The sequence below is a fragment of the Microbacterium sp. SLBN-111 genome (assembly GCF_049739645.1).
Classification (GTDB): domain Bacteria; phylum Actinomycetota; class Actinomycetes; order Actinomycetales; family Microbacteriaceae; genus Microbacterium.
In genome coordinates this window covers 1,837,247-1,861,391 of sequence record NZ_JBMGQH010000001.1, presented here as the reverse complement: position 1 = coordinate 1,861,391, position 24,145 = coordinate 1,837,247, and the positions used below count along the sequence as shown (strand labels likewise).

The 24,145-nt window shown below is 71.2% G+C and carries 16 protein-coding genes and 2 pseudogenes; 10 read left to right on the top strand and 8 right to left on the bottom strand.

The window, feature by feature from the left end:
* Positions 1-647 precede the first annotated feature (647 nt).
* The 4 genes and pseudogenes from RKD05_RS08715 to RKD05_RS08700 form a co-directional block, all read right to left on the bottom strand.
* Positions 648-1,469: pseudogene (locus RKD05_RS08715) on the bottom strand (ATP-binding protein); the annotation flags it as partial.
* A gap of 293 nt (positions 1,470-1,762) precedes the next feature.
* A complete protein-coding gene (locus RKD05_RS08710) occupies positions 1,763-2,380 on the bottom strand; it encodes a DNA-binding response regulator (protein ID WP_424709421.1) in 618 nt (205 codons plus the stop codon).
* Between the two features lie 37 nt (positions 2,381-2,417).
* The gene (locus tag RKD05_RS08705; RefSeq protein WP_424709419.1) at positions 2,418-2,918 is read right to left on the bottom strand and encodes an EamA family transporter; all 501 of its coding nucleotides are present in this window, start codon (positions 2,916-2,918) and stop codon (positions 2,418-2,420) included.
* Positions 2,919-2,997: 79 nt separating this feature from the next.
* A pseudogene (locus tag RKD05_RS08700) lies at positions 2,998-3,309 on the bottom strand (EamA family transporter); the annotation flags it as partial.
* 87 nt (positions 3,310-3,396) lie between these two features.
* On the opposite strand from RKD05_RS08700, the gene RKD05_RS08695 reads away from it, so the two are divergent.
* Both RKD05_RS08695 and pgm read left to right on the top strand, forming a co-directional pair.
* Entirely contained in the window at positions 3,397-4,314 is a 918-nt protein-coding gene (locus tag RKD05_RS08695) for a LysR family transcriptional regulator (protein WP_424709417.1), read from the top strand.
* Positions 4,315-4,407: 93 nt separating this feature from the next.
* On the top strand, positions 4,408-6,051 hold the full coding sequence (gene pgm / locus RKD05_RS08690; protein ID WP_424709415.1) for a phosphoglucomutase (alpha-D-glucose-1,6-bisphosphate-dependent): 1,644 nt from the start codon (positions 4,408-4,410) through the stop codon (positions 6,049-6,051).
* Positions 6,052-6,280: 229 nt separating this feature from the next.
* On the opposite strand, the gene RKD05_RS08685 is transcribed toward pgm, so the two are convergent.
* The 3 genes from RKD05_RS08685 to RKD05_RS08675 form a co-directional block, all read right to left on the bottom strand.
* On the bottom strand, positions 6,281-7,321 hold the full coding sequence (locus RKD05_RS08685) for an NAD(P)-dependent alcohol dehydrogenase (RefSeq protein WP_424709414.1): 1,041 nt from the start codon (positions 7,319-7,321) through the stop codon (positions 6,281-6,283).
* Positions 7,322-7,495: 174 nt separating this feature from the next.
* Positions 7,496-11,359 (bottom strand): RICIN domain-containing protein, encoded by a 3,864-nt coding sequence (locus RKD05_RS08680; RefSeq protein ID WP_424709412.1) that lies wholly within the window; start codon positions 11,357-11,359, stop codon positions 7,496-7,498.
* Positions 11,360-11,670: 311 nt separating this feature from the next.
* The gene (locus RKD05_RS08675) at positions 11,671-12,654 is read right to left on the bottom strand and encodes a LacI family DNA-binding transcriptional regulator (RefSeq protein WP_156496107.1); all 984 of its coding nucleotides are present in this window, start codon (positions 12,652-12,654) and stop codon (positions 11,671-11,673) included.
* A gap of 173 nt (positions 12,655-12,827) precedes the next feature.
* On the opposite strand from RKD05_RS08675, the gene RKD05_RS08670 reads away from it, so the two are divergent.
* The 5 genes from RKD05_RS08670 to RKD05_RS08650 all read left to right on the top strand — a co-directional run bounded on the left by RKD05_RS08670 (position 12,828) and on the right by RKD05_RS08650 (position 19,443).
* Positions 12,828-13,751, top strand: coding sequence for a carbohydrate ABC transporter permease (locus RKD05_RS08670; RefSeq protein ID WP_424709411.1), 924 nt, complete (start codon positions 12,828-12,830; stop codon positions 13,749-13,751).
* Positions 13,752-13,873: 122 nt separating this feature from the next.
* Complete coding sequence (locus tag RKD05_RS08665; RefSeq protein ID WP_051038574.1) at positions 13,874-14,683, top strand: carbohydrate ABC transporter permease; 810 nt, start codon at positions 13,874-13,876, stop codon at positions 14,681-14,683.
* 82 nt (positions 14,684-14,765) lie between these two features.
* A complete protein-coding gene (locus RKD05_RS08660; RefSeq protein ID WP_424709409.1) occupies positions 14,766-16,118 on the top strand; it encodes an ABC transporter substrate-binding protein in 1,353 nt (450 codons plus the stop codon).
* Between the two features lie 75 nt (positions 16,119-16,193).
* A complete protein-coding gene (locus tag RKD05_RS08655; RefSeq protein WP_424709408.1) occupies positions 16,194-17,711 on the top strand; it encodes an alpha-N-arabinofuranosidase in 1,518 nt (505 codons plus the stop codon).
* A gap of 13 nt (positions 17,712-17,724) precedes the next feature.
* Positions 17,725-19,443 carry a beta-galactosidase gene (locus RKD05_RS08650; RefSeq protein ID WP_424709407.1) on the top strand — a complete coding sequence of 573 codons (1,719 nt, stop codon included), beginning with the start codon at positions 17,725-17,727 and terminating at the stop codon, positions 19,441-19,443.
* Positions 19,444-19,593: 150 nt separating this feature from the next.
* On the opposite strand, the gene RKD05_RS08645 is transcribed toward RKD05_RS08650, so the two are convergent.
* The gene (locus tag RKD05_RS08645; protein WP_424709405.1) at positions 19,594-20,553 is read right to left on the bottom strand and encodes a LacI family DNA-binding transcriptional regulator; all 960 of its coding nucleotides are present in this window, start codon (positions 20,551-20,553) and stop codon (positions 19,594-19,596) included.
* A gap of 49 nt (positions 20,554-20,602) precedes the next feature.
* Here RKD05_RS08645 and galT point away from each other — a divergent pair, with 49 nt between their 5' ends.
* The 3 genes from galT (at position 20,603) to RKD05_RS08630 (ending at position 24,120) form a co-directional block, all read left to right on the top strand.
* Positions 20,603-21,778 (top strand): galactose-1-phosphate uridylyltransferase, encoded by a 1,176-nt coding sequence (gene galT, locus RKD05_RS08640; RefSeq protein WP_424709404.1) that lies wholly within the window; start codon positions 20,603-20,605, stop codon positions 21,776-21,778.
* Positions 21,775-22,938, top strand: a complete 1,164-nt coding sequence (gene galK, locus RKD05_RS08635) for a galactokinase (RefSeq protein ID WP_424709402.1) — start codon at positions 21,775-21,777, stop codon at positions 22,936-22,938. The genes galT and galK overlap by 4 nt, the downstream gene beginning before the upstream one ends.
* 231 nt (positions 22,939-23,169) lie before the next feature.
* Complete coding sequence (locus RKD05_RS08630; RefSeq protein ID WP_424709400.1) at positions 23,170-24,120, top strand: squalene cyclase; 951 nt, start codon at positions 23,170-23,172, stop codon at positions 24,118-24,120.
* Positions 24,121-24,145 lie beyond the last annotated feature (25 nt).

The window sequence follows — 24,145 nt, the reverse complement described above, 5'->3', positions numbered from 1 at the left end:
TCCGTCAGATGCGCCACCAGCTCGGCGTGGGCCGCGGCATCCCAAGCGGCACGGCGGGCCGATTCGACGCGCGACTCGGCCTGCGCGGCTGCCGAACCGCGCAGCCGCCGAAGCACCGCGACGAACACGACGCTGAGTCCCACCATGGTGGTCACGCGGGTGCCGATCCCCAGCATCTGCTGCAGATCCGCGCTGCGCGTGATGGCGTCGACCACCAGGAGCGCCAGGAGAATGCCCCCGCCGATGAGCGCGACCCCACCGCGATCTCGGAGAGCGAGGGCGACCGCCACGAATGCCGAAGCGGTGACGAACCAGGCCGATCCGTAGCTGATCGGCGCCGGGAGAGCGGAGATCCCGAGCGCGACGCAGCCGCTCAGGAACATGACGAGCGCCAGCGCGCTGAGACGAGAGACGCCCTCGCGAGCGCGCGCCACCATCGCGGTGAGGAGAAGAAGGAGCGCGAGCATCACGAGAGACACGATCCCGGTCCCCGTGATCCCGGCTTGGACGGCCGCGGCAAGCCCCACGGCCGTCTGCGTGACGACGAAGATGGATCCCACGAGCCGTTCGCGATTCCGGACGGTCCACGCGTCGGGCGGCGCCGGAGGAGGGGACACCGGCGACTCGTCGATGGTCCACTGAAGCCGCACCCGCGTGCCCGCACCGGGGGCGCTGTCGACCTCGGCCCGCATCCCGGGGATCTCCGCCGGCACGCCGAGCACCGTCATGGCGAGCCCGAGGCGGTTCGTCCGCACACTCTCGGGGGCGAACCCGGGGCCGTCGTCGGCGATCTCGATGCGTCCCCCGGTCGCCTCGACCCGGATGCGGACGCTCACCGCGGAGCCCGGAGCGTGCCGGCGTGCGTTGTCGAGGGCCTGGGCGGTCGCGGCGACGAGGGCGTCGGTGATCTCCGGCGAGCATGTCGTCGCCTCCGGGGAGTGCTCCGTGTGGAGCAGCGCCCCGGCCTCTTCGGCGAGCGCGGCGACCCGCGCGACGAGGTCCGGCGACGGCGGATGGGCGCGCACGGACGCCGTGGCCCGCGTCGCTTGCAGGAGGACGGCATCCTCAGACCCGGGCGTCGCGTCGGCGACCCCGTGCAGCGCCGCCAGCACCTGGTCGTGCACGAACGCTGCGGCACGGGAGCGGGCAGTCAAGCGCGCGCGCTCGCCCGCCTCGGCCACCGCTGCGGCCGCCGCCCGCCCAGCCGCCCGATCGACGTGGACCGCGGTGCGCAGCGCGATGTCGGCGACGGCGCACGTGGTCACCGCGGACAGGAGGGCCTGGGTGTCGTTGGCGAGACCCGTGAGCGAATAGCCGCCCAGGACGAGGCGAGAAACCACGATGACGACGGTCCAGAGACAGAGGAAGGCCGTCGTCCACCGCCACCCTCCGGCCACCAGGATCGCCAGCGACGGCGCGGACACCGCGGTGAGCAGCCAGGGAACCGTGCCCGGACTCCCGGGGTCCATCACGGCGATCGCGGCGAAGGGATAGACCCCGACGGCCGCCGCGAAGGCGATCGCCGCGATCCGGGCGACCCGTCGCCCGGCCGCAGCGCCCATGATCGCGGCGACGCCCCCCGCGAGGGTGAGGGCACCGAATCCGCCGACCATCCACGCGGACCACCACGCCGGCGCCGTCGCCGCGTTGACCGTCGACACGACGAGCACGGCGACGGTCGCGGAAGCGAGGATCGACACCGCGACGCCGAGCAGGAGCGCACGGCGGGTCGCCTCGACCGCCGACTCGACGCGCGGCTCAGTCACGGCGCGGAACCGGGAGGAACCCGTCCTCGATGCCGCGACGGTACAGATCGACCTTGCTCGCCGCGGGGCGGCCGAGGCGCTGGTAGACGCCCTTGATGCGGCGGAGGTGGTCGTTCACGGTGTTCTCGGTCACCCACAGGGCCCGCCGCGACCTCGCGGGCCCCCATGCCCGAGGCATACAGCGACAGCACCTCGCGCTCACGCTCGGTCAGGGGCGCGGCGGTGAGGCCGGGGTCGGAGTCGAGCGCCGACGCCCACTCGGTCGTCGGGACGTGGTGCCCCTCGGCGGCCTCGAGGATCGCGGCCAGCAGATCGTCTCCGGGCAACGACTTGCGGGCGATCCCGAGGGCCGCGGTGCGGGACGCCTCACGGACGAGGTAGGGGTTCTCTGCCGAGGTGAGCACGAGCACGTGCGCTCCCCACCGCCGGAGAGCCTCGACGTTATCCTGCGGGGTGCTGCCGTCGCGCAGGCTCAGGTCGAGCAGCACCAGGTCGGCGTCGCGCACGTGCCGCGTCATGGCGGGGACGGTCTGCTCGTGGCGCGCGAACGTCATCAGCGGGGAGGACCCGACCAGGTTGCGCAACGCGAGGCCGACCAGATCGTGGTCATCCACCAGCGCGATGCGTTTCACCAGCCCTCCCGATCAGACCCTATCCATCCCGCGCAGTCGAAGGGGACAGATGACGCACACGAATTCCGACCGTCGTCACCAGCACGCCGGCGACGAGCAGCACGCCGCCGATCACCTCCGCGGGGGCGGGGATCTGGCCGAGCAGCGCGGCGGCCGCGACCATCGCGACCACCGGCGCCAGCAGCACCCAGGGCACGACCGCCGCCGAGGGGTTGCGGGCGAGCAGACCGTTGAAGATCGCGTAGCCGACGAGCGTGCAGAGCCCCGCGGTGTACAGCGTCGAGAGAGCGGCCGGCCAGCCGAAGGACGCGAGCCCCGCGGCGATCGCCGTCGGTCCCTCCACGACGAACGCGAGCGCGAGCGCCGGAACCGGCACCACCAACGCCGACCACACCGTGAGCGACAGCGCGCCGAGCCTGCCGCGACCCGCGACGACCCCGGCGCGGCGCGAGATGACGTTCCCGACCGCCCACGACAGCGCCGCGGCGAGCGCGAGCACCACGGCGAGCGCGCGGGGCATCGCCACCCCGGCCGAGCGCGACCGCGGCCAGGCCGACGACCCCGATCGTGACGCCCACGGTCTGCCCGAGCGTCGGCCGCTCGCGCAAGACTCCGGCGGCGATCACGACGGTGAACACCGCCTGCGCCTGGAGCAGCAGCGCGGCGAGGCCCGGCTGCAGCCCGAGGGCGAGCGAGGTGTACAGCAGGCCGAACTGGCCGAGGCTCATGAACAGCCCGACTCCGACGATCGTGGTCCAGGATGCCACCGGGCGCGGCACGATCACCGCGAACGCCGCCACGACGGCGAAGCGGATGGCCACGAACAGCAGCGGCGGGATGCCCGGCATCCCCCAGTCGATGACCAGGAAGTTGAAGCCCCAGGCGGCCGCCACCCCGGCGGCCAGGATCATGTCGCGTCGTCTCACGGCATCAGTTCATCGCCTCACTCGATGAAGCACCAGCGAACGTTTCTTCACGAAAAGCGGTAGCGTCGCTTCATGATCGATCTCGAGGCCGTCCGCTCCCTGCGCACCGTCGCCCGGGAGGGCAGTGTGTCCGCCGCGGCCGCGACCCTGGGCTTCACGCCCTCGGCGGTGTCGCAGCAGATCAAGCGTCTGGAGCGCGAGACCGGAGTCGCCCTGCTCGAGCGCGTCGGCCGCGGGGTCACGCTCACCGACGCCGGGACGCAGCTCGTCGTCGGCTCGACGCCGATCCTCGCCGAGCTCGAGCGCCTGCGCGCCGACCTCCAGGCGAGTGCACCCGGCGACGGCGCCGTCAGCGGCGAGGTTCGCATCGCCGCGTTCTCGACCGTCGTGCGCGGGCTCCTCGCACCGCTCCTCGTCGACCTCGCCCGCACCCACCCCGACCTGCGACTGCTCGTGCGGGAGAGCGAGCCGTGGGAGACCGTCGCGCTCATCGCCTCGGGGCAACGCGACCTCGGCATCGCCCACCAGTGGGGCGGAGTCGCGCTCGCGATCCCCGAGAACATCGTGGTCACGCCGCTGTTCACCGACGTCGCCGACATCATCGTGCACCGCGACCACCCGCTCGCCGGCCGCGACGTCCTGCACCCGCGCGACCTCGCCGACGAAGCGTGGGTCGCGACCTTCGAGACGACGATCTGCCGGCAGTGGCTCCGACGGCTGTTCGACGGCGTCAGCAATGCCCCGCGCGTGATCTACGAGTCCATGGAGTTCGAGAACCACCTCGAGCTCGCCCGCACCGGCGCCGTGGTCGCCCTCGTCCCCCGCCTCGGACGCGCCCCGCTCGGCCCCGACCTGGTTGCGATCCCGACGATCGACCCGGCATCGACCCGCGACGTCGTCGCCGTGCACCGGCGTTCGCAGTCGGATTCCCCCGCGCTGCGCGCGACGCTCACGGCGCTGCGCGAGCGCGGCGCGGCCCTGCAGGCCTGATCGGTCGACCTCTGGGGAGATTCGCGGGATCTTCTGCGCCCCGAATGTGCCGGTGCGCATGCATGACCGCTCCACAGCGGGCAGACTGTGGGCATGAGCAGTCGCGCAGGACAGCCCGCCGAGGCATCCGATCTCATCGACATCGACGAACTGATCTCCGCCTACTACGACCGCAAACCGGATGCCACCGTGCCCGAGCAGCGCGTCGCGTTCGGCACGAGCGGGCACCGGGGATCCTCGCTGAGCACGAGCTTCAACGAGGACCACATCCTCGCCACGACGCAGGCGATCGTCGACTACCGCGCGGCGCAGGGCATCACCGGCCCGCTGTTCCTCGGTCGCGACACGCACGGTCTGTCGCTGCCGGCCGAGCGCAGCGCCATCGAGGTGCTCGTCGCGAACGGCGTCGACGTGCGCGTCGACTCTCGCGATTCCTGGGTACCGACCCCGGCCCTCAGCCACGCGATCCTCGCCTACAACCGCGGCCGCGCCACCGACGACCCGGGCCGCGCGGACGGCATCGTCGTCACGCCGTCGCACAACCCGCCCCGCGACGGCGGCTTCAAATACAACCCCCCGCACGGCGGCCCCGCCGACACCGACGCGACCGGCTGGATCGCCGACCGCGCCAACGCGCTCATCGCGGCAGGCCTCGAGGGCGTCCACCGCACCCCGCACGCCGACATCGACCTCGACGCCCTGGGCCAGTACGACTTCCGTGACGCGTACGTGCGGGATCTGGCATCCATCATCGACGTCGACGCGATCAAGAACGCCGGCGTCCGTATCGGCGCCGACCCGCTCGGCGGCGCGTCGGTCGAGTACTGGGCGCTCATCGCGGAGGTGTACGACCTCGACCTCACCGTCGTGAACCCCGAGGTCGACCCCACCTGGAAGTTCATGACGCTCGACTGGGATGAGAAGATCCGTATGGATCCCTCGTCGCCGTCGGCCATGGCGTCGCTCGTCGCCGCGCGCGCCGACTACGACATCCTCACCGGCAACGACGCGGACGCCGACCGCCACGGCATCGTCACCCCCGACGCGGGCCTGATGAACCCCAACCACTACCTCGCCGTCGCGATCGACTACCTCTTCTCGCACCGCGAGGGATGGCCGACGGATGCCGCGGTCGGCAAGACCCTGGTCTCGTCGATGATCATCGACCGCGTGGCATCCGCTCTCGGCAAGACCCTGCTCGAGGTGCCGGTCGGGTTCAAGTGGTTCGTCCCGGGCCTGCTCGACGGATCCGTCGCGTTCGGCGGCGAGGAGTCGGCCGGCGCGTCGTTCCTGCGCAAGGACGGCACCGTCTGGACCACCGACAAGGACGGCATCCTGCTGTGCCTCCTCGCCGCCGAGATCCTCGCGGTGACGGGCAAGACGCCGTCGCAGCGGTACGCCGAGCTCGAGGCCGAATTCGGCGCCTCGGCCTACCAGCGCGTCGACGCCCCCGCGTCGCCCGCGCAGAAGTCGGCGCTGTCGAAGCTGTCGCCGGATGCCGTGACCGCCACCGAACTCGCGGGCGAGCCGATCATCGCGAAGCTGTCGCACGCGCCGGGCAACGGTGCCGCGATTGGCGGCATGAAGGTGCAGACGGAATCGGCGTGGTTCGCCGCCCGCCCCTCCGGCACCGAGGACGTCTACAAGCTGTACGCCGAGTCGCTCCGCGGCGAGGAGCACCTGCGCGCGGTGCAGGAGGAGGCCCGTGCGGTCGTCTCCGCCGCGCTCGGCGAGTAACGCGTCTGCCCCAGCGGCGCCGCTCCGCGAGGGGCGGCGCCGCTTTCGCGTGCGGGGGTAGCGCTCTCGCGCGCGGAGCGAGCTCGAACAATCACAATAAGCGCTTCCCCCGGCAGGAAACGGCGTCACGCACCGTTTCCTGCCGCCGATCGCGTTTATCGCGACGAGGAGGGCGGGGGATGCCGCGGCCCCGGCGCTCCGGAGAGCGTCGGGGCCGTGGCATCCGGGATCAGGCGAAGGTCGCCGCGTCGATCACGAAGCGGAAACGCACGTCGCTCTTGAGCACGCGCTCGTACGCCTCGTTGATCTGCTCCGCCGAGATGAGCTCGATCTCGGGCGCGATGCCGTTCTCGGCGCAGAAGTCGAGCATCTCCTGGGTCTCGCGGATGCCACCGATCGACGACCCCGCGAACGAGCGGCGGTTGTTGAACAGCGTGAAGACCTGGATCGGCAGCGGCTCCGGCGGAGCGCCGACGTTGACCATGGTGCCGTCGAGCGTCAGGGTGCCCAGGTACTGCTTGAGGTCGAGCGGCGCGCTGACGGTGTTGACGATGAGGTCGAACGTGTTCTTCAGCTTGTCGAACGTCTCGGGGTCGCTCGTGGCGTAGTAGTGGTCGGCGCCCATCGCGAGGCCGTCGTCCTTCTTGCTGAGCGTCTGCGACAGCACGGTGACCTCGGCGCCCATGGCGTGTGCGATCTTGACGGCCATGTGGCCGAGCCCGCCGAGGCCGACGATCGCGACCTTCTGGCCGGGGCCGGCGTTCCAGTGGTTCAGCGGCGAGTAGGTGGTGATGCCGGCGCACAGCAGGGGAGCTGCCTTCTCGTACGGGATCGACTCGGGCACCCGCAGCACGAAGTCCTGGTCGACGACGATCTTCTCCGAGTAGCCGCCCTGGGTGACGGTGCCGTCGCGGTCGATGCCGGCGTAGGTGCCGACGTTGCCGTTGAGGCAGTACTGCTCCTCGCCGGCGAGGCAGTTGGCGCACTCGCGACACGAATTGACCATGCAGCCGACGCCGACGCGGTCGCCGACGGCGTACTTCGTGACGTCGGAGCCGACCTCGGCGACCGTGCCGACGATCTCGTGGCCCACGGTCAGCGGATAGGGCACCTGGCCCCACTCGCCGCGGATGGTGTGGATGTCGGAATGGCAGATGCCGGCGTAGGCGATGTCGATCAGGACGTCGGCCGGGCCGACCGCGCGCCGCTCGATCGTCGTCGGTTCGAGCGGGGAGGTGGCGGACTTCGCCGCGTACGCGTTGACGTGCATGGGTCTCCTCGGTGAGGGGTTGGGGATACGTCCATCTTTCCGCGTGCCGCAGCCCGGAGGGCGGGGTTGCACGGACGTGCGCGAGGGGTATGGATGCCGAGCGGCGGGCGCCGCAGACGGAACGGGCCGCGCCGACCGCCCGAAGGCGACCGGCGCGGCCCGTTCCCGCGTGGATCAGGCGCGCGTGTCCCCCTGGCCGCGCCGACGACGCCACAGCAGGAGTCCGCCGCCGATGAGCAGCAGCACGATCGCGCCGGCCGCGCCGACCGCGATGCCTTCGCCGTGCAGACCGGTTGCGGCGAGGTCGCCGCGGGAACCGTTCGTCGATCCGGAGCCGGTGGATACCGCCCCCGATCCGGCGGAGGAGCCGGTGCCCGAGCCGCCGCCCGAGCCGCTGCCGCTGCCCGTGCCGGAGCCGTCGCCGCCGCCCGTGCCCGGGTCGACCGGCGCAGCCGCCGGCACGATCGCCGCGGACCGCGCCGTCCCGGCCGCGAAGCCGTCGGCGGACGCGGTGATCTCGACCGAGATCTCCCGCCCCTCATCGGCCGCGACCAGCGCGTAGGCGTCGGCCGTGGCATCCGGGATCGGCGAACCGTCGCGCAGCCACGTGTAGGTCAGCGCGGCGTCGGCCGGGTCGGTCGTGGCGCTCGCCCGCACGGTCGATCCGACGCGCGACTCCCCTGTGACGACCGGGGTGCTGACGTCGACGCTGCGCTCGACCGTGACCGTGTAGGTCTGCACGGTGCCGTCGGGGGCCGTCACGCGGACGGAGCCGACGCCGCCGACCGCACGGGCCGTGTCGACCGTGTCACCGGGCTGGGCGACCTCGACCGCGGCATCCTCGTCGACCGCCAGCGCGTGGAGCTCGGGCCACGCGGCGCCCGTCGATGCGACCGTGTAGTCGAACACCTTCGGGTCGAAGCCCGCGACGGGCTGATCCCCCACCGTGAGCCGCGCGAGGTCGGCGATGCCGGCCGGCGAGGCGGAGGCGGCGAAGATCTCGACCTCCGACACGATCATGTGCGTCTGCGAGCGGGCGTTCATCACGACCCGCACCTCGTCGGCCGCACCGCTGACGGGCACGTCGACGCGCGGCGCGCCGCTCGAGGGAGCCGGCACCGGGACGAGGTCGCCCTGGACCCACTCCCCTCCGCGCACCCGGTGGTCGATGCGCATCGTGGCCGGCCAGCTCAGGCTGTTGCCGTCGCGGTAGAACTGCACGGCGACGTGCGTGAGCGTCTCCCGCTGCGCGAGCGCGTAGCTGAGGGCGTCCTGCTCGTTCTTCGTGCCGCCCTTCCAGTTCGACCAGCCCTTGTCGGTCGCGATGCCGTTGATCGTGTTGCTCACCGGGTAGCCCGACTCGGTGAACGTCGCCGACGGCTGGCTGTCGGGGGCGACGTTGCGCTCCGAAGCGGCGGTGACGATGACCGTCAGCTTCGCGTCGAGACGTTCCCCGGCGGGGCCGGTCGCGACACCCGGGACGGTCACCGTGCCGGGCTGTGCGAACGCGGCATCTGTCAGCCCGTCCCACGTCCACTCGACGGGGATCCAGTAGCCGCCGCCCGAGGGGGTCAGTTCGGCCTGCACGTCGGCGTCGGCCTGGCTCTGCACGAGCGACAGCGCGCTCCCCGCGGGCACCGTGACCGAGGCGGGACGCGTTACTGCGAAGGCACCGACCTCGACGGTCGCGGTCGCCTCGAACGCGGCGCCGAAGACGTCCGTGCCCGTTCCGCGCACCTGCACCGTGCCCGGTCGCGACCAGTCCGCACCGTCGAGCTCCCACGTCACCGTGGCCGCACGCAGCTGGCGACCGGCGTACCGGACGACCGCCTGGGCCGGGAGCGTCGGAACCACACCGACCGCCGTGGCGACCGACACCGGCTCGGTGCCCACGATGCGCGAGCTCGACAGGCGCCACTGCTGGTTCGCGCCTCCGTTCGAGGTCCACAGACCCACCGTGGCCCCGGGCGTCGTGCTCTGCCCGTTGACGTCGAGCACCCGCTCACTCGCGACGTTGAGGACCGAGAGGTACGTGCCGTCCGTCGTGGATGCCATCCACTGCAGCGCCGGATCCGCTGCGGCGGTCGCCGGGTCGGAGTCGACCAGCGCGGTGCCGCCGTTGCGGGACGCGAGGAACTTCCCCGTCCCGTTCTGGAGCGTGAACCGGTGCCGGTTCGTGCCGGCGCCCGAGACGGTGCGCACCGTCCAGGACTGCGCGCGGATCGCGTCGGTGATGGTGGCGCTGCGCTGGAGCGCGAGGCCCGCGCCCGACCCGTCGAGCGCGAGACCGCTCTGGAGCCCGGTCAGCTGCACGGTGTCGCCATCGCGGAACGCCGCGGCGTCGTCCGAGACGCCCGAGACGCCGTCGATCACGAACGTCGTGACCGACTTCGCGGGAACCGTGACGGTGGCGGTTCGGGATGCCACATTCACGGCCACCTTCTCACCCTCCTGGAGGGCGTTGGCCGAGGGCTGATCCGCGGTGGACTGCGTCGTGACGATCGGGGTCACCGTCGCGCCCGGCGCGATCGTGCCGAAGTCGCGCAGGTCGATCTCGACCGTGCGGTCGGTCGCCTCGGAGTTGACGTGCACGATGGTCGCGCCCTGGCCATCGGCATCCACGGCCGCCGTCGACTGCGCGTTGTCGGTGGACATCAGGCGATCGCCCGGGTGGATGTAGTGCGTGAAGTTGCGCACGGTGTTGAACTTCTCGTTGGTCAGCACCTTGCAGGACGGGTCGGCTTCACCGTCGGCGATGCGCCTCGCGGAATTGCCCTCGGCGTTGCAGTCGAAGTCGATGAAGACACTGCCCCAGTTGAGCTTCTCGACCTTCTGCATGTTGTAGAGGTCTTCGACCGGCTGCCAGAAGACCCACGCCGTCGGCTCCAGCTCGCGCAGGTCGCCCACGATGTGCTGGGCCATGCCGAGGCCGTTCTCGATGTCGTTCGTCACGAACCCGCGGCTCTGGTCGGTCCAGTTGCCCTCGACCTCGCTCATCCACAGCGGTTTGTCCGCGGCCTTCGCGATGTCGCGGACGACCTGACGTCCGTCCGTGCCGTAGGTGTGCACGTTCAGCTGGTCGACGAGCCCCTTCGACTGCGCGGACCACGTGTTCCAGTTCGTCGCGAAGAGGCTCGGGTTCGTCTCGTCCATCGCCGAGATCACGGCATCCGTCGTCGTCCCCGGCTGCGCGAGACGGGCCGCGAGCGCCTTGATCATGGCATCCTGCGCCTGCGGGCCGATGTGTGCGCCCTCCTGACGTCCGCCCGTCGGCCACTGCTTGCCCTGGGGAATCTGCGTCGACCAGTAGTTCGTATTCGGCTCGTTGAACGGGTCGATCGTGGCGAATTTCACCCCGTGCTTCTTCTCGAGCTCGTCGACGACGTTCACGAGGTAGCCGGCGAACTTGTCCATGTCGGCCGGGGCGAGCTGCTCGCTGGTGGCGTTGTTGATTCCACCCGAGACGTAGCCGCTCTGCGTGAGGAAGTACGGCGGGGAGTTGCTGAAGGCCTCCCAGTGCGTGACCTTGTCCTTCAGCGCGTCGATCCACCACTGCTGCGCGGAGTCGGCGTCGAAGTCGTAGGCGTTCGGGTCGTCGGGATTCCACGCGGCCTTGTACCGCGCGCGATCGGCGTAGTTCGACGTGATCGGCCCCTGGGAGTCGGAGGCATTGAGGTCGGGGTTCCAGAACCCCGGGACGGCGCCGCCCGGCCGCAGATATGCCGGCACGTCGGAGGCGTTGCCGCCGCCGATGTTGTAGCGGGCGATGTTGAGGTTCAGCCCGTCGTCGCCGAAGACGGCGTCGAAGAGCTTCTGCCGCACCTCGGGCGGGTAGTTGCCCGTGGCGTTGGCGAACCACACCAGGCTGGTACCCCAGCCCTCGAACGGTTCCGCCGCCGTCGCGGGGTTCGGGGTGATGTGGACCGTCGCGTTCGGCGCCGCCACCGCGGGGGCGGGGGTTACGGCGCTGGTTGCGGCGATTCCGCCGGTCGCGAGGGCGACCGCGCAGGTCATCGACAGCAGTCGAGCTGACTTCATCGTCATTCCGATTCCGGCCGCAGCGTCGCGACCTTGGGGGATGGGACATGTTGACGTCAACATGTTGACGTCAACACCGAACCTATCGGAGGGTGCCGCGGTGACACAACGCCCGCGCGCGACTCAAGCGGGTGATCTTGGTGGTCGCCGCGGCCCGTCTCGCGGGCCGGGTCAGCGCGTGATCAGCGGAGGAAATGCGGCGAAGGGAGGACGGATGCCACGACTTCGGCCCTCCGCTCCCCGCATCTCCTCCGCTCGTCACCGCGCGCACCGGCACCGGCGCCGCAACGACACCCGCCCCGCAGAGCGCGTCAGGCCCGCGGCCCGGAGCTCTGCCGCACCACGAGCGACGTCGGGATGAGGGTGCGGGCGTGCTCGCCGCCGGCGCCCTCGATATCGGCGATCAGTGCGCTCATGGCCTCTTCGCCGACGCTCTCGAAGCGCTGGCGCACGGTCGTGAGCGGGGGCCAGAAGTTCGCGGACTCGGGCATGTCGTCGAAGCCGACCACGCTCACCCGCCCCGGCACCGCGCGCCCGGCCTCGTGCAGCGCACGGATGACGCCGAGCGCCATCTGGTCGTTGGCCGCGAACACCGCGGTCACGGCCGGATCCTGCGCGAGCGCCGCGCCGATGCGGTGCCCGGATTCTGCGGTCCAGTCGCCGAGTTGCACCGGGGGGACCTGGCATCCACGTTCCTCCAGGGCCGCGCGCCAGGCGTCGCGGCGACGCTCCGCGGCGAAGGACTCCGGCGGGCCCGACACATGCCACACGGTCTCGTGTCCGAGGTCGAGCAGGTGCTCGGTCGCCAGGCGCGCGCCCTGCGCCTGGTCGTTGTCGACGACGGCGTAGGGGTAGTCGGCGCTCGAGTCGACGACGACGACGGGCAGCCCCGAGGGGATCGACAGCTCGTTCTCTCCGAGCCGATGCTTTTCGATGAGGATCACGATCCCGTCGACGGCGTGCTCCCGCAGGCGGAGGAACGCTCCGGACACGTCGCTCTGCGAAGCCGTCTGCACCGTGATGAGGGTGATGGAGTACCCGGATGCCGCGGCCACCGACGCGAGCGCGTCGAGGGTGCGCGTGTTGCCGTAGGAGCTCAGCGAGAACATGATCACGCCGATGCTGCGGAAGCGGCCCGACCGAAGCGCGCGCGCGGCGCTGTTGGGGCGGTAGCCGAGCGAGGCCATGGCGTCCAGCACGCGCTGACGCGTCTCGGGATCGACGTTGGAGCGGTCGTTGGCGACGCGCGACACCGTCTGCCCCGACACCCCCGCCGCGGCGGCGACGTCCGCCATCGAGACTTCGCGGCGCCGCCCGCGCTTCCCCGCCGTGGTCGACGTCATCGTCGTCTCGCTCACGTCTGCCCCCTTGGATGTTGACGTTGACATGCTAGCGGCCTCCGGCTATGTTTACGTCAACATCTCAGCGACCCGACCGAGATGCGCACCAACGAAGAGGCAATCGGACGATGACGACCACCGCGGCACCCCCGCCCGCACTGCGCGCCCCTCGGCGCCGGCGGCGCACCCGAATCGACGATCGCGGCTGGCTGTTCGTCGCTCCGTTCGCGATCGTGTTCGCGCTGGTGTTCCTCGCACCGCTCGTGTACTCGGTGTACCTGAGCCTCTTCCGCGACCAGCTCGTCGGCGGCAACGCGTTCGTCGGTTTCGCGAACTACATCGCCGCCTTCAACGACCCGAAGTTCTGGGACGGCCTGGGCCGCGTCTCGCTCTTCCTCGTCGTGCAGGTGCCGATCATGCTCCTGCTCGCCCTGGCGGCCGCGCTCGCGATCGACAGCGCGCGCCTCCACGCCGCGGGCTTCTACCGCATCGTCATCTTCCTGCCGTACGCCGTCCCCGCCGTCGTCGCCGTGCTCATGTGGGGCTACATCTACGGCGACCAGTTCGGCCTCACGCGCAACCTCAACGACCTGCTCGGTGGCACGTTCGTCCAGCCGTTCCTTCCCGAATGGATGCTGCTGTCGATCGGCAACATCGTCACGTGGCAGTTCGTCGGCTACAACATGCTGATCTTCTACTCGTCGCTCAAGACGATTCCCGGCGAGCTGTACGAAGCGGCATCCATCGACGGTGCCGGCGCCTGGCGGACGATCTTCTCGATCAAGATCCCGGCCGTGCGCGGAGCGATCGTGATCGCCACGATCTTCTCGATCATCGGCAGCTTCCAGCTGTTCAACGAGCCCAACATCCTCAAGCCCCTGGCCCCGAACACGATCACGACGTTCTTCACGCCGAACATGTACGCGTACAACCTGTCGTTCGCGGGTCAGCAGTACAACTACGCGGCGACGGTCGCGATCATCATGGGCGTCATCACCGCCGTCATCGCCTACGTCGTGCAGCTGCGCGGCTCTCGTCAGGAGGCGCGATGACCACCGCGACCGCTCCCCGCACCGACACCGTGGCCGTGACCACGTCCCGCTCGCGTTCGCGCCGCGGCTTCGCCCGCACGTCGCCGACGCAGAGCAAGAAGTCGGTCGTGCTCACCATCGTCATGGCGCTGTACCTCGTGTACACGCTGGTGCCGCTGTTCTGGCTGATCATCAACGCGACGAAGACGCAGCCCGACCTGTTCACCACGTTCGGCCTCGGCCCGGGCAACACCTTCGCACTGTTCGACAACATCGCGCAGACGCTCACCTACCGCGACGGCATCTTCCTCCGCTGGCTCGGCAACACCCTGCTGTACGTCGTCGTCGGCGCGGGCGGTGCGACGCTGCTCGCGACCCTCGCGGGTTACGGTCTCGCGAAGTACAACTTCCGCGGCCGCAAGGCGGTGTTCGCCGTCGTGCTCGGCGCGATCGCCGTGCCCGGAACGGCCCTCGCCGTCCCGACCTTCCTGCTGTTCAGCCAGCTGGGCCTCACGAACACCCCGTGGGCGATCATCATCCCGTCGCTCATCAGCCCGTTCGGCCTGTACCTCATCTGGGTGTACGCGACGGATGCCATCCCCACCGAGCTGCTCGAGGCGGCGCGCATGGACGGCGCGGGCGAGTTCCGCACGTTCTTCACCATCTCGATCCGTCTGCTGACCCCCGGCATCGTGACGGTTCTGCTGTTCGCCGTGGTCGCGACGTGGAACAACTACTTCCTGCCGCTCATCATGCTGAGCGACCCGGCCTGGTACCCCCTCACGGTCGGCCTCAACCAGTGGAACGCGCAGGCCACCGGCGTCGGCGCCCAGCCGATCTACAACCTCGTGATCACGGGAGCCCTGCTCTCGCTGATCCCGATCGTCGCCGCCTTCCTCGTCCTGCAGCGCTTCTGGCAGTCCGGCCTCAGCGCCGGAAGCGTCAAGCAGTGACCCTCGACTCCCTCCCGAACCCGGAGCGTCCTGCCCCGGAAACCGCATCACCCATCCACAACAACGAAGTGAAGGAATCCCGATGACATTCATGCGCAAGGGCACCGCCGCCCGGCGGGCCGTGTTCGCCGTGGCAGCGACCGCGCTCACGGTGGGCGCACTGACCGCCTGCTCCGGCGGCGGCACGGGCGGCGGCAGCAACGGCGGCAGCGCCGACGACATCGAGAAGGCGCTCCAGGAGGGCGGCGAGATCACGTACTGGTCGTGGACGCCCTCGGCCGAGGCGCAGGTCGCGGCGTTCCAGAAGAAGTACCCCAAGGTGAAGGTCAACCTCGTCAACGCGGGCACCAACACCGAGGAGTACACCAAGCTCCAGAACGCCATCAAGGCCGGCTCGGGCGCCCCCGACGTCGTGCAGATCGAGTACTACGCGTTCCCGCAGTTCGCGCTGTCGGACTCGCTGCTCGACCTCGCCCCGTACGGCTTCGGCGACCTGGAGAGCGCGTACAGCGCCGGTCCGTGGAGCTCGGTCGACTTCGACGGCAAGATCTACGGCCTCCCGCAGGACTCGGGCCCCATGGCCCTCTTCTACAACAAGTCGGTCTTCGACCAGTACGGCATCGCCGTCCCCACCACGTGGGACGAGTACTACGCCGCGGCGCAGAAGCTGCACGCGGCCGACCCGACGAAGTACATCACCGCCGACACCGGCGACTCCGGCTTCACCACCAGCATGATCTGGCAGGCAGGCGGCACCCCCTTCAAGGCCGACGGCACGAACGTGACGATCGACCTGCAGGATGCCGGCTCGAAGAAGTTCGCCGAGAACTGGAACCGCCTCATCGACGGCGGCCTACTGTCGGACACCCCGAGCTGGAGCGACGAGTGGTTCAAGGGCCTCGGTGACGGCTCGATCGCGTCGCTCGTCATCGGCGCCTGGATGCCGGGTGTCCTCGAGTCGTCCGTGAAAGACGGCGCGGGCAAGTGGGCCGTCGCCCCGATCCCGACGTACGACGGCAAGCCGGCGACGGCGGAGAACGGCGGCGGTGGTCAGGCCGTGACCAAGCAGAGCAAGAACCCGGCTCTGGCCGCGGGCTTCCTCAAGTGGCTGAACAACGACGACGAGAGCCTGAAGATCTTCGCGGAGTCGGGCGGCTTCCCCTCGACCACGGCGCAGCTGAGCGACCCGTCGTTCGTCGACCAGAAGTCGGACTATTTCGGCGGCCAGCAGATCAACCAGGTCCTGACGCAGGCGTCGAGCGACGTCGTGAAGGGCTGGAGCTACCTGCCCTTCCAGGTCTACGCCAACAGCATCTACGGCGACACCGTGGGCCAGGCCTACGCCACGAAGGGCGACCTGAACAAGGGTCTCTCGACCTGGCAGGACCAGCTCGTGCAGTACGGCAACGACCAGGGCTTCACGGTCAACAAGTAAGTCGATGAACCGGGGGCGGGCCGCAGTTCGAGCGGCCCGCCCCTTTCCTTCCCTTCCCGCTCCAGGAGAGCCCGCATGACCTCCCCCACCCGCATCTCGCTCGACCCGCGCCGACCCGGCCCCGAGGTGCCCCGCCGCCTGTTCGGAACGTTCGTCGAGCACATGGGCCGCTGCGTGTACGACGGCATCCATTCGCCCGGACACGCCACCGCCGATGCGGCCGGCTTCCGCTCCGACGTGCTCGCCCTCGTGCGCGAGCTCGGAGCGACCGTGGTGCGCTACCCCGGCGGCAACTTCGTCTCGGGCTACCGCTGGGAGGACGGCGTCGGGCCGCGCGAGGATCGTCCGGTACGACTGGATGCCGCGTGGCACAGCACCGAGACCAACCAGGTGGGTCTGCACGAGTTCGCCGACTGGGCGGATGCCGCGGGCCTCGAGGTCATGGAGGCGGTGAACCTCGGCACGCGCGGCGTCGCCGAGGCCGCCGATCTGCTCGAGTACGCGAACCACCCGTCCGGTACGGCGCTGAGCGACCGCCGCCGCGCGAACGGACGCGACGAACCGTTCGGCATCCGCCTCTGGTGCCTAGGCAACGAGATGGACGGCCCGTGGCAGATCGGGCACAAGACCGCTGACGAGTACGGACGCCTCGCCGCCGAGACGGCGCGCATGATGCGGTTCATCGACCCGACGGTCGAGCTCGTCGCCGCGGGCAGCTCCAACCACGAGATGCCCACGTTCGGCGACTGGGAGCGCACGGTGCTGCGGCACACCGCCGGACTGGTCGACCACATCTCGGTGCACGCGTACTACGAAGAAGACCCGTCCGACCCGCAGAGCTTCCTCGCCAGCGGCGCCGCGCTCGACCGTTACATCGGCGAGGTCGTCGACATCATCGACGAGGTCGACGCCCGGACGCCCGACGGTGCGCCCGTGGGCATCAGCGTCGACGAGTGGAACGTGTGGAACCAGACGCGGTGGAACGAGGTCGACAAGCCCCGCGTGTTCACGGGCGACTGGCCGATCGCGCCGCGCCTCATCGAGGACGACTACACCGTGACCGACGCCGTCGTCGTCGGCTCGCTGCTCATCACGCTCCTGCGCCGCGCGGACCGCGTCTCGATGGCGAACCTCGCGCAGCTCGTCAACGTCATCGCCCCGATCCGCACCGAGCCCGACGGCGGACCCGCGTGGCGGCAGACGACGTTCCACCCCTTCCGCCTGACGGCCGAGGCCGCGACCGGCCACGTCGTCCCCGTCGACGTCCGCGGCGACCGTATCCCCACGGCGCGCCACGGCGAGGTCGACGCGGTGGACGCGATCGCCACCGTCGACGGCGACACCGTCCATGTCTTCCTCGCCCACCGCTCGCTCGACGCGGCGACCGAGGTCGAGCTCGACCTCGGCGCCGTGGCATCCGCCGAAGCCGTCGTCATCACCATCCCCGAGGGCGGCGACCGCGACACCACCAACTCCGCCGACGCCGAGCCCGTCGCACCGGCGGACCTGCCGGTCGAGGTGGTCGACGGCATCCTGCGCTTCACCCTTCCCCCGCTCGCGTGGGCCCGCGTGCGGGTCCAGCTGGCCTCCTGACCCGAGAGAGAACGTGACCACCTTCACCATCGGCGAGACCGATTTCCTCCTGGACGGCGAACCCTTCCAGGTCATCTCCGGAACGCTGCACTACTTCCGCATCCACCCCGAGCACTGGGCCGACCGCATCCGCACGGCCAAGGCGATGGGTCTCAACACCATCGAGACGTACGTCGCGTGGAACGCGCACGAGCCGGTGCGCGGGGAATGGGATGCCACGGGCTGGAACGACCTCGGACGCTTCCTCGACCTCGTCCACGCCGAAGGTCTGCACGCGATCGTGCGCCCGGGACCGTACATCTGCGCCGAATGGCACAACGGCGGTCTGCCCGTGTGGCTCACCTCCACGCCGGGCATCGGCCTGCGCCGCTCAGAGCCGCAGTACCTCGCGGCCGTCACGGAGTACCTCGAGCGCGTGTACGAGATCGTCGTCCCGCGGCAGATCGACCGCGGCGGCAACGTCGTGCTGGTCCAGATCGAGAACGAATACGGCGCGTACGGCTCCGACAAGGACTACCTGCGCGAGCTCGTGCGCGTCACGCGCGACGCCGGGATCACCGTGCCCCTCACGACCGTCGACCAGCCCATGCCGTGGATGCTCGAGAACGGCAGCCTCCCCGAGCTGCACCTCACCGGCTCGTTCGGCTCCCGCTCCGCCGAGCGCCTCGAGACCCTCCGCGAGCACCAGCCCACCGGTCCGCTCATGTGCTCGGAGTTCTGGGACGGCTGGTTCGACTGGTGGGGCAGCATCCACCACACCACCGACCCCGCGGCATCCGCCCACGATCTCGACGTGCTGCTCGCCGCGGGCGCGTCCGTGAACATCTACATGGTGCACGGCGGGACGAACTTCGGCACCACCAACGGGTCGAACGACAAGGGCCGGTTCGACCCCATCGTCACGTCGTACGACTACGACGCACCGATCGACGAGGCCGGGCACCCCACCGCGAAGTTCCACGCCTTCCGCGACGTCATCGCGAAGTACGCGCCCGTGCCCGACCTCGAGCCCGCGCCGCGGCCGGATGCGCCGGTGTTCGACGTGGCGCTCTCGGGAGAGGGCGACTGGATGCCGGCATCCACGGGTTCCGAGCCGACGTTCGACCCGCAGACCTTCGAACAGCTCGGGCACCTCGGGGCCCTCGTGCGGTACGACGTCGACCTGCCCGCGAACGCTCCCGCCGTGCTCGCGTTCGGCGAGGTCCGCGACCTCGCGTGGGTACACGTGGACGGCGTGTTCGTCGGGCGCCTGTCCCGCACGCTGCACGAGCGCGCGCTCGCGATCCCGGCGGGGGCGACGCTGACGGTGCTCGTCGAGGACCAGGGCCGCGTCAACTACGGCCACCGGCTCGGCGAGGAGAAGGGCCTGATCGGCGGCGCGACGTTCGACGGCGCCCCGCTGACCGGCTGGACGGCGACGCCGATCGATCTCGCGACGGCCGCGGGCACCGGTACCGGCGCGCTCGGCCGCGCGCTCCTGCGCGGAACGTTCGAGCTCGACGCACCGGCAGACCTGTTCCTCGACACCACGGCGTGGGGCAAGGGCTTCGCGTTCGTGAACGGCTTCTTCCTGGGCCGGTACTGGCGGAACGTCCCGCAGGAGACGCTGTACCTCCCCGCGCCGGTGCTGCGCGCGGGTACAAACGAGATCGTCGTGCTCGAGCTGGAGCAGGCCGCTGAGCCCGTGGCCCGTTTCGTCGCGCAGCCCGCGCTGGGGCAGCTCGAGGAGTAGGCCGCGACGCGTCCCCTCCCGGTTTGGGGCGCGTCGCTCGGTTTCCCCTCTGGGTTTGGGGCGCGTCGCTCGGTTTGGGGCGTGAGAACTCCGCCCCGAACGGCGAAACGCGCCCCAAACCCGGCAGCAGCCGGGGCCCCGGCTACGGCGTCAGCGGGCGCTGGCGCGGACGATCAACGTCGCGGGCACCGTCTCGCCCGTGTGCGGGCCGCCCTCGATCGCGGCGACCAGGGCCGCGACGGCGCGGGCGCCGAGGGCGTCGAAGTCCTGCCGCACCGTGGTGAGCGGAGGGCGGTACTCCGCGGCATCCACGATGTCGTCGAAACCCACGACCGCGACGTCCTCCGGGACGCGTCGACCGGCGTCGGCGAAGGCCCGCAGCGCACCGAGCGCCATCTGGTCGTTCGCGACGAAGACCGCGGTCGCGTCGGTCAGTTCCGAGACGGCGGCGTGACCGGATGCCGAGGTCCAGTCGCCGCGCACGAGCTCGGGCACGGGCCGCCCGGCGTCGACGAGCGCGGCGCGCCAGCCCCGCTCGCGTTCGGCCGCGGCGAAGGAGCGCGCGGGACCGGCGACGTGGTGCACCGTGTCGTGGCCGAGGGCGAGGAGGTGCTCCACGGCCGCGCGGGCACCGCCGGCGTGGTCGGTCTGGACGATCGAGAACCGCGGGTCGGGCGGCGAATCGACGACGACGAGGTGCAGGTCGCCGGGCGGGTCGACGTCGCGCGCGAGTTCGGTCGCCTCGTTCAGCACCACGGCACCGTCGACGCCCTGCGAGCGCAGGCGGGCGAAGGCGTCCCGGATGCCACGCTCCCCCACCGTGACCACCGCGAGGGCGTAGTCGCGCGCCGCGGCCGCTTCCGAGATCGCCTGCAGCATGCGGGAGTTGCCGACCGAGGCCAGGGTCGAGACGACGAGTCCGATCGTCGAGGTCTGGCCGGTGCGCAGCGCGCGGGCGGCGCGATGCATGCGGTACCCGAGGTCGCCCATCGCCTTCTCGACGCGGGCGCGGGTGGCGGGATCGACGCGCGGGCTGCCGTTCGCAACGCGCGAGACCGTCTGCGCCGACACGCCGGCCGCCGCGGCCACATCGGCCATCGATACAGGCATCGAACCCCCTCGTGTTGACGATATCACGCCCGATCTGTAGCGTGTTATCGTGAACACGCTCAGCCCCACCGCGGTGGCTCTCGGCGCCGGAGTCGTCAAGCGCTCCACGCGTCTCGCCGACGGCCGCGAACTGATCTACTTCGACGACGCCGACACGACGCTCGGCCCGGAGCGCGCCATCGACGCGCGCACCCTCGACCCCCGTCCGGTGACCGCGACCATGCGACAGGATGTGCTCACGGGCGACTGGATCACCGTGGCATCCAATCGCCAGAACCGGGCGTTCCTGCCTCCCGCGCACCTCGACCCGCTCGCCCCGCAGACGGCGACGAACCCGTCCGAGGTCCCGTCGCGCTACGACGTCGCGGTGTTCGAGAACAAGTCGCCGTCGTTCGGTCCCGCGCTCGACATCGCCCACGGCGACGCCCCGGCCGCCGTCGACCCGCCGCGCGGCGACGACGACCTGGAACACCTCGGCCTCGGCCGCACGCGCACCTCCGTCGGGCGCTGCGAGGTCGTGTGCTTCAGCCCCGAGCACGAGGGGTCGTTCGGCTCGCTGTCGCGCACCCGCGCGCGCACGGTCATCGAGGCATGGGCCGACCGCACGGCCGCGCTGTCGGCGCTCCCCGGCATCCGGCAGGTGTTCCCGTTCGAGAACCGCGGACAGGAGATCGGCGTCACCCTCCCCCACCCCCACGGCCAGATCTACGCCTACCCATACGTCACCCCGCGCACGCAGCGCCTGCTCGACACCGTCTCGCGGACGTCGCCCGACCTAATCGCGCGGATCCTGGAATTCGAGGCATCCGGTCCCCGCGTGGTCCTGCGTGGCGAGCACTGGACGGCGTTCGTCCCGTTCGCGGCGCGGTGGCCCATCGAGGTGCACGTGCTGCCGCACCGTCACGTCGCCGACCTCGCCGAGACGACGGATGCCGAGCGCGACGAGCTCGCCCCGTTCTACCTGCGGCTGCTGCGCGGCATCGACGCGCTGTACGAGACCCCCACGCCGTACATCGCCGCGTGGCACCAGGCGCCCGTGGGCCGTGCGCGCGACAGCGTCCGGCTCAACCTGCAGATCACGTCGCCGCGCCGCGCCGCCGACAAGCTGAAGTACCTCGCCGGATCCGAGGCCGCCATGGGCGCCTGGATCGGTGACATCACCCCCGAGTCGCAGGCCGAACGCCTGCGCGCCGCCCTCGACACCGTTCCGGAGGTGACGGCATGACCGCCGTCGACGACGCCCGCGCCCTGCTCGCCACCCTGACCGACGCCCCCGCCGTGGGCGTGTGGTCCGCGCCCGGACGCGCAAACCTCATCGGTGAGCACACCGACTACAACGAGGGCTTCGTCCTCCCCTTCGCGATCGCACAGCGCACCGCCGCCGCCGTCGCGCTCCGCGACGACGACGTGATCCGCGTCCGCTCGACGTTCGCCGACGACGCCGTGGAGGTGTCGCTCGCCGAACTCGACGCCCGCATCGCCGCCGGAGGGCTCGGCTGGGCCGGGTACCCGCTGGGCGTGGCGTGGGCGCTGCGCGCCGAGGTCCCGGATGCCGCGACCCGCGGCGTCGACATCGCCCTGGCATCCGCGGTGCCGGTGGGTGCCGGTCTGTCGTCGTCGGCCGCGATCGAGGGGGCCGTGGCCTCCGCCCTCAACGACGTGTGGGGAACCGGGCTCGACGGGGTCGCCCTCGCCCGCGTGGGCCGCACGGCCGAGAACGACGCGGTCGGCGCCCCGACCGGGATCATGGACCAGATGGCATCCATGCTCGGCGTGGCCGACGCGGCGACGTTCCTCGACTGCCGGACGCTGCAGACGCGGCCGGTGCCGCTCGGGTTCGCCGAGGCGGGCCTCGAGATCCTCGTCGTCGACACCCTCGTCGAACACGCGCATGCGTCGGGCGGGTACCGCGAGCGTCGCGCCTCGTGCGAGAAGGGCGCCGCCGCGTTCGACGTGCGGGCGCTCCGCGACCTCACCGTCGACGACCTGCCCCGCGCACGGGAGATCCTCGACGACGTGACCTTCCGTCGCGTGCGGCACATCGTCACCGAGAACCAGCGCGTGCTCGACACCGTCGCGGCCCTCGACCTCGCGGGTCCGAGCGCGATCGGCGACCTCCTCACCGCCTCGCACGCGTCGATGCGCGACGAGTTCGAGATCTCGGTGCCCGAGCTCGACCTCGCCGTCGAGACGACGCTGGACGCGGGCGCGCTCGGCGCACGGATGACCGGCGGCGGCTTCGGCGGCGCGGCGATCGCGCTGATCCCCGCCGAGCTCGTGCCGGCGGCGACCGACGCCGTGTACGCCGCCTTCGCGGCATCCGGTTTCCGCGCCCCGAACGTGTTCACGGTGACGCCGTCGGAGGGCGCGCGCCGCGACGCGTGACGCCGTCGGCGGCGGCGGGCGCTACCGCCGCGGACGGCGGAGGCGCTGCGTCCCCCTCCCCGATAAACGCGATCCACGGCAGGAAACGGCGCCTCGCCCCGTTTCTCCCCGTGGATCGCGTTTATCGGCATGAGGGGGCGCGGCCGCGCGCAGCCGTGCGGCGAGGGGGCGCGGCCGCACGCCGAGACCCGGTGCTATGCGGACCGGCCGTGCGGGCGTAGCGTGCGGGGCATGGAATCGGATGCCGCTGTCCTCGCGTGGCTGCACGACAGCGACCCCGCGCTGCGGTGGAAGGTCGAGCGAGACCTGCTCGACGCGCCGGCGGCGCAGTGGGAGGAGACCCGCGCCCGGGTCGCGCGCGAGGGCTTCGGCGCGCAGCTGCTCGCCCGGCAGGATCCCGACGGGCAGTGGGCCGGCGGCGCGCACTTCCCCGCCGGCTTCCGCGGTGACGAGCCGCAACCCTGGACGGCGACGTCGTGGTCGCTGATGTCCCTGCGCGAATGGGGCGTGGATGCCACCGCCCTCCGCCCCGACACGGCCGGGCTCCTCGAGCGCAACGCCCGCTGGGAGTACGAGGATCTTCCGTTCTGGGACGGCGAAGTGGATGCCTGCATCAACGCGTTCACCCTCGCCAACGGCGCGTGGCTCGGGGCGGAGGTCACTGGCATCCGGGACTGGTTCGTCACCCATCGTCTGCCCGACGGCGGCTGGAACTGCGAGTGGGTGGAGGGCTCGACGCGGTCGTCGTTCCCCTCGACGCTGAACTCGGTGATCGGGATCCTCGACGACGAACGGCGCACCGGCGGGACCCCGGCCCTGCGCGACGCGCGGCACGGTGCGGAGGAGTATCTGCTCGAACGGCGGCTGCTGTACCGCCTCTCCACCGGCGAGGAGCACCGGTGGGCGGACCACCTCGGGTATCCCTTCCGGCATCGGTACAGCGTGCTCCGCGCCCTCGACCACTTCCGCGCGGCCGCACAGCACGACGGAACGGCTCCCGATCCGCGCCTCGCCGACGCGATCGAGCGGGTGCGCGCGGCCCGCGACCCCGACGGCACCTGGCACCAGGCGTACCCGCCCGAGGGCCGCGAGTGGTTCCCGGTCGACGTGCCCGCGGGCGAGCCGTCGCGTTGGCTGACGTTCTTCGCGCTGCGCGTCCTGCGGTGGTGGGACGAGGCGTAGGAGCGCGGCGTGCCGCACATACTCG

Excerpts from the sequence above, each read along its gene's own strand:
- RKD05_RS08655 (WP_424709408.1), top strand. The coding sequence starts at position 16,194 with ATGACCTCCCCCACCCGCATCTCGCTCGACCCGCGCCGACCCGGCCCC.
- RKD05_RS08665 (WP_051038574.1), top strand. The coding sequence starts at position 13,874 with ATGGCGCTGTACCTCGTGTACACGCTGGTGCCGCTGTTCTGGCTGATC.
- RKD05_RS08705 (WP_424709419.1), bottom strand. The coding sequence starts at position 2,918 with ATGCCCCGCGCGCTCGCCGTGGTGCTCGCGCTCGCCGCGGCGCTGTCG.
- RKD05_RS08670 (WP_424709411.1), top strand. The coding sequence starts at position 12,828 with ATGACGACCACCGCGGCACCCCCGCCCGCACTGCGCGCCCCTCGGCGC.
- RKD05_RS08695 (WP_424709417.1), top strand. The coding sequence starts at position 3,397 with ATGATCGATCTCGAGGCCGTCCGCTCCCTGCGCACCGTCGCCCGGGAG.
- RKD05_RS08685 (WP_424709414.1), bottom strand. The coding sequence starts at position 7,321 with ATGCACGTCAACGCGTACGCGGCGAAGTCCGCCACCTCCCCGCTCGAA.
- RKD05_RS08645 (WP_424709405.1), bottom strand. The coding sequence starts at position 20,553 with ATGCCTGTATCGATGGCCGATGTGGCCGCGGCGGCCGGCGTGTCGGCG.
- galK (WP_424709402.1), top strand. The coding sequence starts at position 21,775 with ATGACCGCCGTCGACGACGCCCGCGCCCTGCTCGCCACCCTGACCGAC.
- RKD05_RS08630 (WP_424709400.1), top strand. The coding sequence starts at position 23,170 with ATGGAATCGGATGCCGCTGTCCTCGCGTGGCTGCACGACAGCGACCCC.
- RKD05_RS08675 (WP_156496107.1), bottom strand. The coding sequence starts at position 12,654 with ATGGCGGACGTCGCCGCCGCGGCGGGGGTGTCGGGGCAGACGGTGTCG.
- RKD05_RS08660 (WP_424709409.1), top strand. The coding sequence starts at position 14,766 with ATGACATTCATGCGCAAGGGCACCGCCGCCCGGCGGGCCGTGTTCGCC.
- RKD05_RS08680 (WP_424709412.1), bottom strand. The coding sequence starts at position 11,359 with ATGAAGTCAGCTCGACTGCTGTCGATGACCTGCGCGGTCGCCCTCGCG.
- pgm (WP_424709415.1), top strand. The coding sequence starts at position 4,408 with ATGAGCAGTCGCGCAGGACAGCCCGCCGAGGCATCCGATCTCATCGAC.